This is a genomic window from Nguyenibacter vanlangensis, from assembly GCF_038719015.1.
GTDB classification, from domain to species: domain Bacteria; phylum Pseudomonadota; class Alphaproteobacteria; order Acetobacterales; family Acetobacteraceae; genus Gluconacetobacter; species Gluconacetobacter vanlangensis.
In genome coordinates, this window is sequence record NZ_CP152276.1 from 1246683 (window position 1) to 1261107 (window position 14425).

General features: G+C 66.6%; 11 protein-coding genes. 6 read left to right on the top strand and 5 right to left on the bottom strand.

What is annotated here, in order from left to right; translation table 11 throughout:
* Positions 1-19 precede the first annotated feature (19 nt).
* Positions 20-1729 carry an adenine deaminase gene (gene ade, locus AAC691_RS05685; protein ID WP_342629264.1) on the top strand — a complete coding sequence of 570 codons (1710 nt, stop codon included), beginning with the start codon at positions 20-22 and terminating at the stop codon, positions 1727-1729.
* Positions 1730-1782: 53 nt separating this feature from the next.
* Here ade and AAC691_RS05690 read toward each other — a convergent pair whose 3' ends face one another.
* A complete protein-coding gene (locus AAC691_RS05690) occupies positions 1783-3036 on the bottom strand; it encodes a cation:proton antiporter (protein ID WP_342629265.1) in 1254 nt (417 codons plus the stop codon).
* Between the two features lie 229 nt (positions 3037-3265).
* Between AAC691_RS05690 and AAC691_RS05695 the strand changes: the two genes are divergently transcribed.
* Positions 3266-4624 (top strand): diguanylate cyclase, encoded by a 1359-nt coding sequence (locus AAC691_RS05695; protein WP_342629266.1) that lies wholly within the window; start codon positions 3266-3268, stop codon positions 4622-4624.
* A gap of 27 nt (positions 4625-4651) precedes the next feature.
* Here AAC691_RS05695 and AAC691_RS05700 read toward each other — a convergent pair whose 3' ends face one another.
* Positions 4652-5581 (bottom strand): AraC family transcriptional regulator, encoded by a 930-nt coding sequence (locus AAC691_RS05700; protein ID WP_342629267.1) that lies wholly within the window; start codon positions 5579-5581, stop codon positions 4652-4654.
* A 184-nt stretch (positions 5582-5765) separates the two neighbouring features.
* Between AAC691_RS05700 and AAC691_RS05705 the strand changes: the two genes are divergently transcribed.
* The 4 genes from AAC691_RS05705 (at position 5766) to AAC691_RS05720 (ending at position 10344) form a co-directional block, all read left to right on the top strand.
* Positions 5766-6812: an aldo/keto reductase gene (locus AAC691_RS05705; RefSeq protein ID WP_323991536.1), complete on the top strand. Its 1047-nt coding sequence runs from the start codon at positions 5766-5768 to the stop codon at positions 6810-6812.
* 83 nt (positions 6813-6895) lie between these two features.
* Positions 6896-7954: an NAD(P)-dependent alcohol dehydrogenase gene (locus tag AAC691_RS05710; RefSeq protein ID WP_342629268.1), complete on the top strand. Its 1059-nt coding sequence runs from the start codon at positions 6896-6898 to the stop codon at positions 7952-7954.
* Between the two features lie 418 nt (positions 7955-8372).
* Positions 8373-9125 (top strand): acyltransferase, encoded by a 753-nt coding sequence (locus AAC691_RS05715; RefSeq protein ID WP_342629269.1) that lies wholly within the window; start codon positions 8373-8375, stop codon positions 9123-9125.
* Positions 9126-9456: 331 nt separating this feature from the next.
* On the top strand, positions 9457-10344 hold the full coding sequence (locus AAC691_RS05720; protein WP_342629270.1) for a 2OG-Fe(II) oxygenase: 888 nt from the start codon (positions 9457-9459) through the stop codon (positions 10342-10344).
* 177 nt (positions 10345-10521) lie between these two features.
* Here AAC691_RS05720 and AAC691_RS05725 read toward each other — a convergent pair whose 3' ends face one another.
* The 3 genes from AAC691_RS05725 to AAC691_RS05735 form a co-directional block, all read right to left on the bottom strand.
* On the bottom strand, positions 10522-12042 hold the full coding sequence (locus tag AAC691_RS05725) for a lipopolysaccharide biosynthesis protein (RefSeq protein WP_342629271.1): 1521 nt from the start codon (positions 12040-12042) through the stop codon (positions 10522-10524).
* 46 nt (positions 12043-12088) lie between these two features.
* On the bottom strand, positions 12089-13243 hold the full coding sequence (locus tag AAC691_RS05730; protein ID WP_342629272.1) for a glycosyltransferase family A protein: 1155 nt from the start codon (positions 13241-13243) through the stop codon (positions 12089-12091).
* 76 nt (positions 13244-13319) lie between these two features.
* Entirely contained in the window at positions 13320-14393 is a 1074-nt protein-coding gene (locus tag AAC691_RS05735) for a glycoside hydrolase family 5 protein (RefSeq protein WP_342629273.1), read from the bottom strand.
* Positions 14394-14425: the final 32 nt, after the last annotated feature.

Here is a 14425-nt window from a genome sequence, read left to right on the forward strand (position 1 = left end):
GGCTGTGGTTAAGAACGGCATGAACGCTGAATCGACCGACCCGATCGCCCGCCGGATCCGCCAGGGAAGCGGCCAGGCGCCGCCCGACCTGGTGATACGCGACGTGCGCCTGTTCGACCTGGTGACCGGAGCGCTGCTGCCGACCGACATCGCCATCTGCGGCGACACGATCGTGGGCACGCTGGACCGCTATGACGGCCCCGCCGTGATCGAGGGGCGCGGGCGGGTCGTGGTGCCCGGCTTCATCGACACGCACCTGCATATCGAATCCTCGCTGGTCACGCCGTTCGAGTTCGAGCGCTGCGTGCTGCCGCACGGGGTGACGACCGCCATCTGCGACCCGCACGAGATGGCCAATGTGCTGGGTGCCGCGGCGCTGCGCTATTTCCTGGAGGCCGCGACGCGCATGGTCATGGATTTGCGCGTCAACCTGTCGAGCTGCGTGCCGTCATCGGCGGTCGAGACGTCGGGCGCGGTGCTGGGCGCCGATGCGCTGGCCCCGTTCATGGACCATCCGAAGGTGATCGGCCTGGCGGAATTCATGAACATGCCGGGGGTGCTGAATTGCGAGGCGGACTGCCTGGACAAGCTGCGCGCCTTTGCCGGGCGGCATATCGACGGGCATGCGCCGCTGATGGGCGGCAAGGCGCTGAACGGCTATCTGTCCGCCGGCATTTCGACCGACCACGAGGCGACGCGTGCCGAGGAGGCCCTGGAGAAGATCCGCAAGGGCATGACGATCCTGATCCGAGAGGGATCGGTGTGCAAGGACCTGGCGGCGCTGGCGCCGCTGCTGACCGTCGAGACCTCGCCGTTCCTGGCGTTCTGCACCGACGACCGCAATCCGCTGGAGATCGCGCATGAAGGGCATATTGATTTCCTGATCCGCAGCGCCATCGCCCGGGGCGTGGCGCCGCTGGCGGCCTATCGCGCCGCCAGCCTGACGGCGGCGCGGGCCTTCGGCCTGACGGATCGCGGCCTGCTGGCGCCGGGCAAGCGGGCGGACATCGTGTTTCTGGACGATCTGGAGGGCTGCCGCGTGTCGGAGGTGCTGGCCGGCGGCCGGCCCGTCGGGCCGGCGCTGGCGGGGCGGCGGACGATCGAGCCGCCCGGATACGGCAGCGTGCGGTTGCAGCGCCCCGTGACGGCGGAGGATTTCGTCGTGCCGGGCGCCGGCGCGGGACGGCCGGTGATGGGCATCGTGCCGGGCCAGATCATCACCGAATTCCTGACCATGGACCTGCCGGAGCGGGACGGCCAGGTGACGGCCGATCCGGCGCGGGACGTGGCCAAGGTGGCCGTGGTGGCGCGGCATGGGCTGAACGGCAATATCGGCCGGGGATTCGTGCGCGGGTTCGGGTTGCGGCGGGGGGCCCTGGCGTCGTCGGTCGGGCATGACGCGCATAATCTGTGCGTGGTCGGCACGGATGACGCGGACATGGCCGTCGCGATCAATCGCCTGGCCGCGATCGGCGGCGGGTTCGTCGTCGTCGTGGACGGCGCGGTCCAGGCGGAGCTGCAATTGCCGATCGCCGGGCTGATGAGCGATGCGCCGTTCGAGACGGTGCGCGCCGGGCTGGAAGCGTTGCGGGGCGCCACCCGCGCGATCGGGGTGACGCTGGAGGAGCCGTTCCTGCAACTGGCCTTTCTGCCGCTGCCGGTCGTGCCGCACCTGAAGATCACCGACCATGGGCTGGTCGATGTCCGGCGCATGGCGGTGATCGGGTAGCATGCCCGGCCGCCGCGAGAACGTTTAGAGCGCCAGGGTCAGCGCACCGGGGTTCAGCGGGCGGTGGCCATGGCGCGCGATGCGGACGAGGCCGGCGCGGGGCGCGGCCGGGGGGAGAGAAGGCGGAACATCGGGCCGGTCAGGGTGGTCGAGATGACCGCCAGCACCATCAGCGAGGCGAAGGCGAATTCGGAGATCATGCCCTGGCCGTGCAGGATGGTCGCGGCGACGATTTCCATCAGCCCCTTGCATTGCAGCAGCGCGCCGATGCCGAGCGCCTGGCGGCGGCTGAGCCCCGCCGCCGGCGGGAACAGATAGACGGCGCCGATCTTGGTCACGATGGAAATCGCCACCAGCGAGAGCGACGCGACGACCGACGGCCAGGTCAGGGCGTCGCCGTCGATATGCAGTCCGCTATGGCCGAAGAACATCGGGGCCAGCCAGATCAGCGAGAACGTGCCGACCCGTTCGACCGGCAGGCGGCGCACCCAGCTTGGCGGCATGATCGCCCCGGCGAAATAGGCGCCGATCAGTTCGTGCAGGCCCAGTTGCATGCTGGCCCAGGAGCCTGCGGCCAGATAGAGCGGCACCGCCAGCCAGATCAGCCACAAGGGCGGGTGCGCCAGGTTGCGGGTGGCCCAGCGCCCGGCCAGCGCCAGGCCGGCCAGCAGGGCGATCGCGACGAATTCCAGCCCGGTCCAGCCATGCAGGGCGGCCGCTCCCCGGGCAGCGAATTGCAGCGCGGCCAGGCCGATCCACAGCGCCGCGTCGTCCACCACCGCCAGCTTGAGCGCCAACTGGCCCAGCGGACGCTGGGCGGGGTGCAGTTCGCGGACGATGCCGATCAGGACCGGGAGGGCGCTGACGGCGATGCACAGCCCGATCGACATGGCGCCGACCCAGCCATTGCCGCGCGGCGCCTGCCAGCCATGCAGCGGCAGGAAGAATTGATGGACCAGCACGGCGCCCACCAGGAACGGCCCGCCCAGCGCGACCGCCGCCCCGCCCAGCAGGCGGCCGATCGAGGGTTGCGGCACGGCGATGCCCGCATGGTCCTCGCCGGGGTGCTGCCACATCTCGAGCCCGGCGGTGAAGGCCAGAACCAGCACGGCCACCCAGCCGATATCGTTGCCGTAGACCGACGGGATGCCCAGCCGCCCGACGGGGGCATGCAGCACCGCCAGGCAGATGCCGAGCAATATCGGCAGCACCGCGATTGGCACGGTTCTTTGCGTCAGGCGCCACAACAGCCACGGTGCAAGAACAAAAATCCCCGCATCAAGAATAAGCGCCGAAATGTTCGACATGATACACCCTTTATCGCTTATCGTGACGGTTCATCATATTGTAAAAAATCATACATGCAATTTTTTAAAAAATCACGTCGTCGATTCCATCGGCGGACTGCCGGAAGAACGGGAAGATGATGCATTTTGTATTTGATATTACTCTGTTTCGTACGTGATGGCCCGCGACGCCGCAGGCCGCCGCCCATTCCCCGGACCACCGCATTCCCGCCTTCCTGCGGCCGGAAATATGCTAGAGGTTGGACATTCCGCCTCGGCGGATCTGTATCAATCCGGGTGCGGCGTGCGGCAGGATTTCAGCGACATCTTGGCCCTGGCGATCGAGGGCAGCGGCACCGGCGTCTGGGACCGCGACGTGGTGACGGGCGCGATCCGCTATTGCGACGGGTGGGTCGGTCTTCTGGGCTATCGCAGGGAGGAGATTTCGGACCGGATCGAGGATGCCTATGCCCGCGTGCATCCGGACGACCTGGCCTATGTCCAGGCGACGATGCGCGACCATTTCGCCGGGCTGACCCCGTCCTATGAGGTCGAGCATCGGCTGCGGTGCAGGGACGGCAGCTATAAATGGGTGCTGAGCCGCGGCCGGGTCATCAGCCGGGACGGCGACGGCCGGGCGTTGCGGATGGTGGGGACCACGACCGACATCACCGCCATGCGCGTCCTGGCCGAGCGGCTGCGGGCGAGCATGGCCCTGTTGTCCAGCCTGACGGACCAGGTGCCGGGCCTGGTGTTCCAGTGCCGGCGGGCGCCGGACGGCACGGCCTGCGTCCCCTATGCCAGCGCGCGGATCACCGAGATCTATGAACTGACGCCCCAGCAGGTGGCGGAGAGCAGCCAGCCGGTGCATGCGCGCATCCATCCGGACGACCTGGACCTCTATCGCGCCACGCTGGCCGAAGCCGCCGAGCGGCTGACCCCGTGGCAATGCGTCTTTCGCGTGCTGCTGCCGCGCCAGGGGCTGCGCTGGCGGCAGGTGGATGCCCGGGCGACCCGGCTGCCCGACGGGGGCACGCTGTGGCACGGGCTGGTCGTCGACGTGACCGAGCGCAAGCGCGTCGAGCAGGAACTGCACGACCTGGCGCGGGTCGACCACCTGACCTGCCTGCCGAACCGCCGGGCCTTTACCGAGCGGATGGAGCGCGCCTGGCACGCGCTGGTCCGCGGCCGTGCCGGCGACGTTGCGGTGCTGATGCTGGATATCGACCATTTCAAATCGATCAACGACCGGCATGGCCATACGGCGGGCGATGCGGTGCTGCGACGCGTCGCCGCGACCATGCTGGCCGAACTGCGCCCCGGCGACCATGCCGGCCGCCTGGGCGGCGAGGAATTCGCGGTCGTGCTGCCCGACACCGGCCTGGCCCAGGCCCGCCAGGTCGCCGAGCGCCTGCGGCGCGCGCTGGCGGAGTGCCGGATCCCGGTGGCGGACGGCACGATGCGCCTGACCGTCAGCATCGGCCTGTCGGACATGCGGGCGACCGACTGCCGTTACGACGATGCCCTGGCGCGCGCCGACATGGCGCTGTACGCCGCCAAGGAGGCCGGACGCAACAGGACCGGCGTTTCCGGCGAGCCGGTCGGATGACGCGTGCTTGACCGAATCCGTCTTGATCTACTGGGCGTAGGCGAGGCGGCCGGCGTCGCTTTCCGTCGCGCGGTCGCTTTCCGGCCCGCGCAGGCGGGCCGCGTCGCGGGCGGGCGGGATGCCGAACATGCGCCGATATTCCCGGCTGAACTGCGACGGGCTGTCATAGCCCACGACGAACCCGACGCCGGCGGCGTCCTGCCCGTCGGCGAGCAGCATGTGCCTGGCCGCCTGCAGCCGGATCCGGGTGCGGAACTGCAGCGGGCTCATCATCGTCACCGCCTTGAAATGCCGGTGGAAGGACGAGGGGCTCATGCCCGTTTCGGCGGCCAGGTCGCCGATGCTGAACGGTTCGGCGTAATGGTCGCGGATCCAGGCGATGGCGCGGCTGACCTGCGAGAGGCGGCTGTCGGCGCGGGCGGCCTGGCGCAGGGTGGCGCCCTGTTCGCCCTGGAGCAGGCGGTAGAGGATCTCGCGCTCGATCAGCGGGGCGAGGACGGGGATGTCGTCCGGGCGGTCCAGCAGCCCGACCAGCCGCGCCACCGGATCGAGCAGCGCATCGGTCACCGTGCTGACCGCCAGGCCGGGCATCGTGCCCGGATCCCGCAGGGCGTCGGGACTGTCCAGCAGCAGGGCGGCGATGCGCGTGGGGTCCAGCGCCAGGGTGAGCGCCAGGTAGGGGCGGTCGGCGCTGGCCTGGGTGACGCCGCCGGTGATCGGCAGTTCGACCGTCGTGATCAGGTAATGCCGCGCGTCATAGGCGAAGAGCCGCTGGCCCAGCACCACCTGCTTGCTGCCTTGCGCGATCAGGCAGAACGTGGGCTGATGCACGGATTGCACCGGCATGGTCGGCGCGTCCGCCCGCATCAGGCTGAGCCCCGGCACGGCGGTTTCGGTCCGGCTGTTCAGGCAATGCGCGGTAATGCGCCGGCGCAGATACTCGATCGATGGCCGCATGCGGATCCTCCCGGCCCCGAGATGTGGCGGCTGGCGGACGGTCTGGCAAGAGCGCCCGCGCCGTGAGGCGCCCGGCAGGATCGTGCAAGCAGGATCGTGCAAGAACGTGACAGCATTCCCCATTCCGGCGGGACTGGCCCGAATGACATGATGCGCGCGGCATCTCGGCATCGGGGAGATAAGCATGCGCTATAATCCGCTGGGGCGAACCGGGCTGTTCGTTTCCGAATTATGCCTGGGCACCATGACGTTCGGCGGCGACCAGGGAATGTGGGGCCGGATCGGCGACCTGAGCCAGGCGCAGGCGGACGCGATGGTGGGGTCGGCGATCGAGGCGGGGATCAATTTCATCGACACGGCGAATGTCTATTCGGCCGGCTTGTCGGAACGGATCACCGGCCAGGCGCTGCGCAATGTCGGCGTGCCGCGCGAGGAGATCGTGCTGGCGACCAAGGTCTATGGCCGGATCGGCACGGGACCGAACGGAGTGGGCGCGTCGCGGTCGCACATCCTGGACCAGGCGCGCGCCAGCCTGAAACGCCTGCAGACCGACCATATCGACCTGTACCAACTGCACGGCTTCGACCCGGCCACGCCGATCGAGGAGACGCTGGAAGCGATGGACGTGCTGGTCCGGGCAGGCGACGTCCGGTATGTCGGCGTGTCGAACTGGGCGGCGTGGCACATCGCCCGGGCGCTGGGGATCGCCGAACGGCGCAACCTGGCGCCGATCCGCTCGCTGCAGGCCTATTACACCCTCGCCGGGCGTGACCTGGAGCGCGAGATCGTGCCGATGCTGGCCGCCGAGCAGGTCGGGCTGCTGGTCTGGAGCCCGCTGGCCGGCGGGTTGCTGTCGGGCAAATATGACCGGGACGGCAATGCCCTGTCGGGCGAGGGACGGCGGGCCGGCTTCGATTTCCCGCCGGTGGACCGGCCGCGCGCCTTTGCGGTGATCGATGCGATGCGGCCCATCGCCGCGCGGCTGGAATGCAGCGTCGCCCAGGTGGCGATCGCGTGGCTGCTGCACCAGAAGGTGGTGACGAGCGTGATCATCGGCGCCCGCACGGAAGCGCAACTGGCGGACAATATCGGCGCGGCGGCGGTGACGCTGGACGCGGCGGATCTGCGGAGCCTGGATGCGGTCAGCGCGCTGCCGGCCGAATATCCGGGCTGGATGCTGGAGCGGCAGGGGGCCTATCGACAGGGTGACGGCCCCCCTGCCCGGTCCTGAAAGCCCGCATGGACGTCATGGACATCATGGACGTCCGTTCATTTCCATCAGACACTCTCAATCAACAGACGAGGACCGTTCCGATGTTCGCATGTACCGGCTATGCCGCCACTGCCGCCGATGCGCGCCTGGCGCCGTTTTCCTTCACCCGCCGCGACGTCAGGCCCGATGACGTGCAAATCGAGATCCTGTATTGCGGGGTCTGTCATTCGGACCTGCATCAGGCGCGCAACGAGTGGCACAATACGGTCTATCCCTGCGTGCCGGGCCACGAGATCGTCGGCCGGGTGGTCGAGACGGGCGGCAACGTCACCCGCTTTCGCGCCGGCGACCTGGTGGGGGTGGGCTGCCTGGTCGATTCCTGCCGCGAATGCCGGAATTGCCGCGACGGGCTGGAACAATATTGCGAGGTCGGGTTTGTCGGCACCTATAACGGCCGCGACCGGCAGGATGGCAGCATCACCTATGGCGGCTATTCGTCGGCCGTCGTCGTCGACCAGTCCTTCGTGCTGAAGGTGCCCGGGAACCTGGATCCGGCGGCGGTGGCGCCGCTGCTGTGCGCGGGGATTACCACCTATTCACCGCTGCGCCACTGGAAGGTGGGGCCCGGGCAGCGCGTGGGCATCGTCGGGCTGGGCGGGCTGGGCCATATGGGGGTGAAGTTCGCCCGGGCCTTCGGCGCCGAGGTCGTGCTGTTCACCACCTCGGCCAGCAAGGTCGAGGACGGGCTGCGCCTGGGGGCGCACGAGGTCGTGCTGTCGCGCGATGCCGACGCCATGGCGCGCGAGGCGGGACGGTTCGATTTCATCCTGGATGCCGTGGCGGCGGATCACGACATCAATGCCTATCTGAACCTGCTGAAGCGCGACGGCACGCTGGTGCAGGTGGGCGCGCCGGAAGAGAAGCTGCCGATCGCGGCCTTCAGCCTGATCCTGAAGCGGCGCAGTTTCGCGGGCTCGCTGATCGGCGGCATTCCCGAGACGCAGGAGATGCTGGATTTCTGCGGCACGCACGGAATCACCGCCGATATCGAGATGATCCGCATGGATGAGATCGAGGATGCCTATGCGCGGATGCTGCGCTCGGACGTGAAATATCGCTTCGTCATCGACATGGCGACATTGCAGCCCACGGCCGGCTGATCGGGCGGACGCGATCCGCCGCCCCGGCGCGGATCGCGACGCGCGACGCGCCCGTTACCGGGCGGGGAAGGACGGTCATCCGGCGCCGCGCCGCCGGATGATCCCCCCTGCCCCGCCCTGACCTGTCCTGACCTGTCCTGACCTGTCCTGACCTGTCCTGTCCCGCCGGGTGAATACGCAAAAATCCGTTATCCGCGCCGTTTCGTTGCGGAGCGCATTCACGCGATGAGCGTGGATCCGCCTTGTCGCGGGCCGCGCCGGCATGGGCCGGGAGCCGAAAAAGCGAGGCGGCATCGCGGGACGACGACAAAAAAACATGGAGACGGCCCGCCGGCCATCGTTACGGTTCTGTCCAAATCCGGACATGGTGGGATATGCGCGCATGCCGTCAAGCATAAGGCGAGACCGCAAGGTCATAATGTCCCTTCAATACCTCCGTGCGCTTGCGGCCGTGGGGGTCGTGCTGTTTCACCAGTTCCAGAGCGTATCGCCGATCTTTACCGTAGGGAGATACGGGGTCGGCCTGTTCTTCGTCATCAGCGGTATCATCATGGTGTCGCTGACCGAAGGACGATCGATCAGGCCGTTGAATTTTTTCGTCGACCGCCTGACGCGCGTGGCGCCGATGTATTGGCTTGCCACGTTCGTCACGTCGGCCCTGGCCGCCGTCGGGATCTATATGCCGTCCACCTATTCCCACGGGGTGGTGCATCTTATCCTGTCGTGCCTGTTCATTCCGGCGCTTAACGAACATGGCGCCATGATGCCGACGCTATTTATCGGCTGGACGCTGAATTACGAGATGTTTTTCTATCTCGTCTTCGGCATCCTGCTGGCGGTCCGCGGCAGTTACCGGCTGATCCTGCTGTCGGCCATCTTTCTGGCATTGGCGTCATTTGGGGCGTCATTTGGGGCGATGCTGCCGCAGGGCGTCGATGCCGTTCGTTTCTATACCAGCCCCTATCTGCTGGAATTTCTGGCCGGGTGCTGTCTCGGATCGATATTCGGGATCAGCCTGACGAAATTCCGGCCCTGGCCGGCGCTTGGCCTGGGTGTCGCGATCTATCGGTTTGTCGAAGTTCCCCTTACGAAGAGGATCCGCAAGGCGATCGATTCCTGGCAGGGCATGGCGGAGTCCTCGCGCAAGGCAGCGGCAACCGCGCGGGTATGAAAGCCGTTTGGGGGTAGAGAATCATTCGGCCCCGGATATGTATCGGTGATGCATCGGGGTGCCCGGAAGCCCGTCCGGAAAGCGCAGGTGAGACGAAGTGTGAAAAATGCTTGTCTTGTGAGACGTTTTATTGCAAACCTTTGTGGGATGTTAATATAATGTCTCATACGATCCGAGTGGACAAGCAGAGGCAAGACGCGTCCGTGTCGACGTGACTGGTCCCGATCACCCGCTGTTCGGGTGCAACGATTGAAGGCCTGGCCGGCTTGGATGTCATCGCGTCAGCGTATTTCAGGCATGGCCGCTTCTTTTTCAAATGGTGAATGGCGGCATGGAGTTTACGAAAGAGAATACGCGGCTCTCCCCGGCACTTCCCTCCGTTGCGCTCTCGGTACCAGGTCTGGCATTGGGTGCGCCTGTCGAACAATTGAGGGCGCGTTATCTCGCGGCCCGTCCGTTTCCGCACCTGGTCATCGACCAGTTATTTCCCGCGGAGTGGCTGCACGCCATATTGGAAGAATATCGCACATGCGATGACCTGACATGGAAATCCTATGATACGGCGCTGCAGAAGAAGAAGGGTACGGCCCCCGATTCCGACCTGCCGCCCGTCATGCGGGCTTATTTCGACTTTCTGCAATCGGCTCCGTTTCTGCGGCTGCTGAGCGAGGTGACGGGCATTGCGAATCTTCTGCCCGATCCCAGCCTGTATGGCGGCGGGCTGCATGTCGTCTCGGGGGGCGGGCATTTCGACCTGCATGTCGATTTTCAGAAACATCCCACGACGGGGTTATGCAATCGGCTGGTCGTGATTACGTACCTGAACGAGGGATGGGAAGCCGCCTATGGCGGGAATCTGGAATTATGGAGCATGAAGCCCTCGGTTCGCCAGGTCGAGATCGTGCCCTGTTTCGGACGGACGGTCCTGATGAGCCAGTCCGCGATCGCGGCGCACGGGCACCCGAGTCCGATCAGGGCCGGCATGGAACGCAAATCGGTCATCGCGTATTTCTACACCGGCGGCAAGTCAGGCGGCGCGCTGGCCCGATCGTCCAGAAGCACGACGGTTTATGTGCGGCGCCCCGGCCGGACATTGAGCGCACGCCTGCAGGTGCTGCTGCATGACGCGCTGCCGTCGCCGGGTGTGCGCGCCCTGCAGAAAATCCGCCATGTGGTGCGCAATCGGTGGAAATCCGCCATGGCCAGGCAATCGCAATAACCGGCAGGTTGCCGAAATACCGGTTCCGGGTCAGGCCCCGTTCAAACTGAACCGTTTGAACGGGGGGAGTGACCGGCCGTCCCGCGGTTTCTTTTTCGGGGCTCTGCCCCGAACCCCGCCAAAGGCGGTGCCTTTGGAAACCAGTCATTTATCAATGGGGTGGGGCGAGGTCGTCCTTTATCCGTTCGATGCCGCAGCGACCCGGAGGCGCGGGAATTTCCCCAACATGCCGCCGAATCGCTGGGCAAGCTGGTCGAAGACATCGCGGCAGAGCAGGAAAAGAAGAACCGGATAGAGGCAGCACCCCACGCCCCCGATCACGATGATCCGCGACAGGTCGTAGGCGCGGATGACCGGCAGAAAGGATGCGAGATAGCCGCCGCCTATGGCCACCGCCGACAGGACGAACGGCATGATGTAGAGTTCCAGCACCCGTGGGACGGCGACGCCGCAGCGCCGCAGGATCAACAGCGAGCAGAGCGGCGGATAGGTGAAATAATACAGCCCCACCGCGATGGCGACGCCGAAGGCGCTGTCGGCCAGACCGCCGACGATCGCCATGCCGAAGAAGAGCGGGAGCGAAATGGCGGCGAACATCAGGCCCAGGCGGAATTCGCGCCGGGCGCTGAGCAGCGATCCGGTGATCCACGACACGGCGTCGAAGGGCAGGCCCATGCTGAGGATCTGGATATAGGGCACGGCGGCACTCCATCTGGTGCCGAACAGGAAATGCAGCCCGGGCCCCGCGAGCGCGGCCTGAAGGAAGCAGAACGGCACCACGATATAGGCGAGCAGGCGGCAGGCCTTCAGCGCGGCGTCGGTCTGGCGGGCGGGATCGCCGCGCAACTGGGCGAATGCCGGCAGGAGGACATTGATGAAATTTCCGGCCAGCATGCGGACCGGCTGCGCGGAGAAGCGAAAGGCGAAGAAATACAGCCCCACCACCGAATGCGACGCGATCAGCCCGAGAACGATATAATCGCCCTGATTGACGATTTCGATGATCGTGCGGGTTGCGAATACGGTCGTGCTGCTGCCGAGGATATAGCGCACCTGCACCTTGCGGAAGGTGCGGGCGATGCGTGGCGGCGCCTTCCACCAGAACAGACCGGCCTTGATGACCGCGAGGACCGGGATCGGGATTGCGAAACTGTAGGCGCCGCATCCCAGCCAGGCCAGAAAGATCGTTCCGAGTTGGAGGGCGAAGATTTCGAACGTGTTATAGGCGGCGAGGAAGCGGAAATTCATGTCCGCGCGGATCCGCACCGACGGAACGGTCGCCAGCGTCTTGATCGGCGTCGCGATCGCCAGCGCCGAGATCAGCCCGACCAGTTCGGGCGAATGGTACCAGGCGGCGGCGAACGGGGCGGCGACCAGCATGCCCACCATCCCCAGCGTTCCCAGCGACAGGCAGATCCAGAATGCCGGCGCGGACCACAGGGTCATGACCTTCTGACGCTGCAGCAGGACGTCGTCGACGCCGAAACTGACCAGGGCGTTCGCGATGCCGAAGACCGTGTAGGCCAGGCCGATCACGCCGAAATCGGCGGGGGTCAGCAGCCAGGCGAGCGCCAATTGCGAGACGAAGCCGATGCCCCGCGCCGCGAGGCTTTGAATCATCAGCCATAAGACGCCGCTGGTTGCGGCCCGGCCCAACCCGCCGGCCCGGATCGTCCGCCCGTGCTCCTGCCCCGCCATTGCCGTGCCTCCCCCTTCATGCGCGCTTGCGCGATATGTCTGTCCGTCAGGCCGGCTGAGCGCGGCCCGCCGCTTTCTTGACCCGGTCGCGCAATGAATCGGGCAGCGCCAGCCGGAAGGAGATCCGTCCGAGCAATGCCGGATAGCGCCCGGGCGAAACCAGTTTCAGCGCATCCGCGACGCGGCCGCGGATGGCCAGCCGGGTTGCCGTTCCCAGCAGGTGATCGGCGATTTCCGCCCGGTTTTCCGCCGGAAGACCCGCTGCCGCCGCGCGCAGGGCGTCGCGGATGAAAAGACAATCCGCGGCCTCGAGCTCATAGGGGCGGTAGAAGGCCAGCGTCACCAGCTTCATGCCCATTGCCAGGGCCAGCCAGGTGCTCTCGTGATCCGTCAGCGCCGGAGCGGCCGCCCTGTGGAAATCCTGGAGCGAGACGGCCGAGGCGTATCGGTGGGCGTCGGCGATGATGCCGTCGAGATCGGGCTGCCCCGCGCGGCGGCGGCGCGCCGAAAGCGCCGCGATCTGCGACCAGAAGGCCAGAGACCGTCCGTTGCGGATCGAGGCGCTGGAAATGCTGGCGGCGTGGACGCGGTAATTCCCGAAATTTTCGTCGATATTGCGCAGGGTCCCGATTTCGGACAGACGCCAGTAGAGGTCGCTGTCCTCGGCGACGACCAGCGGACGATAGCCGCCGACCCGATCGAAGGCGGCGCGCCGGATCAGCAGAAAAGGCGCGGGCAGGTAGGGTTCGCGCGCCGGGACCCAGGCCGGGTCGGCCCGATCCACCCGCGCCAGGCGCACGCGCCCCCCCGTCGGCCGCCCCTGGGCGTCCATATGGCCGCCCGAGCCCGACAGCGCCACGCAGTCCGGCTGTTCCGCCATGTGGCGGAGCTGGCGTTCGAGCCGGTCGGGGGCGGCCATGTCGTCCGCGTCGAGCCGGGCGAGGAAAGGCGCCGAACAGGCCGCCATGCCGCGCGTCAACGCGGCGACGATCCCGCCATTCGGCTGGGTGAGGACGACGACCCGCGGATCCTCGGCCGCCAGTTCCGCCAGAATGCGGCCCGTTCCGTCGCGCGAACCGTCATCGACCACCACGATCCGGATATCGGAGCGCGTCTGGTTGCGCAGGCTGTCGACCGCCTGGCGGATGGTGGCCTCGGCATTGTAGGCGGGCATCAGGATATCGACGATCGGTTCGGACATGATTTTGCCCCCCAGATTTTAGCCTCAAGAGTTTGGGCCCATGATTTCGAGTCCAGGATTTCGGGCCCGGTGTCCGCTACCGTATCGTCCGGTCCTGGCCCTGCGGCAGGTAGGCGTCGAGCACCGTCATCTGGGGGCGATCCTGCCCGGTCTTGGTCGGCTCCAGCGTGTACATGTACTCCCCCCACAAGGGGCCGGCCGCCCAATAGGTCCAGCCCAGCCATACGGAGCGGTTGTCGCGCAGATAGGCGGCGATCCGGTCGAGGTCCTGCAGGCACTGATCGTTCCGTCCGACCCCGAACTCGCCGAGGAATCCCTTGTGGTGCGTGGCCTTGAGCCAATCGGTGAAGGAGGCCAGGCGGCCGACCGCCTGATCGGCGGGGATGCAGTCCGGACTGCGGCCCGAACTGTCCTGGTCGAAATATTCATGGACCTCGAAGAGCATGTTGTGCGCGGGATCGCGCAGCCTTTCGGCGACCGGCCCGAACAGGCCGGCGAAGCCATGCGCGGCGTCCCAATTGACGGACGATACCAGGACGGGATTCCGGGCGCCCGATTGCCGGGCGCCCAGGATCGCCTGCTGGGCGATGTCCCCCCAATCCTGCGCCGAACTCTGCTGCGGTTCATTCATCAGGCCGAACCAGACATAGGGCCGGTCGCGGAACGCGGCGCCCAGGCGGGTCCATAAATCCCGGAAATCGGCGGCGGATACGCTGTCGCCGCCGATCAGCGTGCCCCGGTAGCGGCCATAATCATGGATATCGAGAATGACCGTCCCGCCGACCGCGTGCACCTGGCTTATGAAATTATCGATCCGCCCCAGATAGGCGGCGTCCAGGGGCGTGCGCAATGCGGGTTGCAGCCGTTCCCACAGCACCGACAGGCGGAAGATGTTCATGCCCTTGTCGTGGAAATAGGTGATCTCGGCCGGTTTCGGGAAAAGATAGTCATACCCGTAGCGGCCGGGAATCTTGTTGGACGAATAGGCCGCCCCGGCCAGATTGACCCCCCTGTAATCCTGGGCCCGGGCGGAAGCCGGCATTTCGGCGATAACCAGGGTTGGGACCAGGGTTGGGACCAGGGTTGGGACCAGTGTCGAGGCCAGGGTAGGGGCCAGGGTAAGGGCCAGGGCGGCGGAACGCGTCAACATGCCAAGAAACATCGGTATTTTCCCCGCAATGG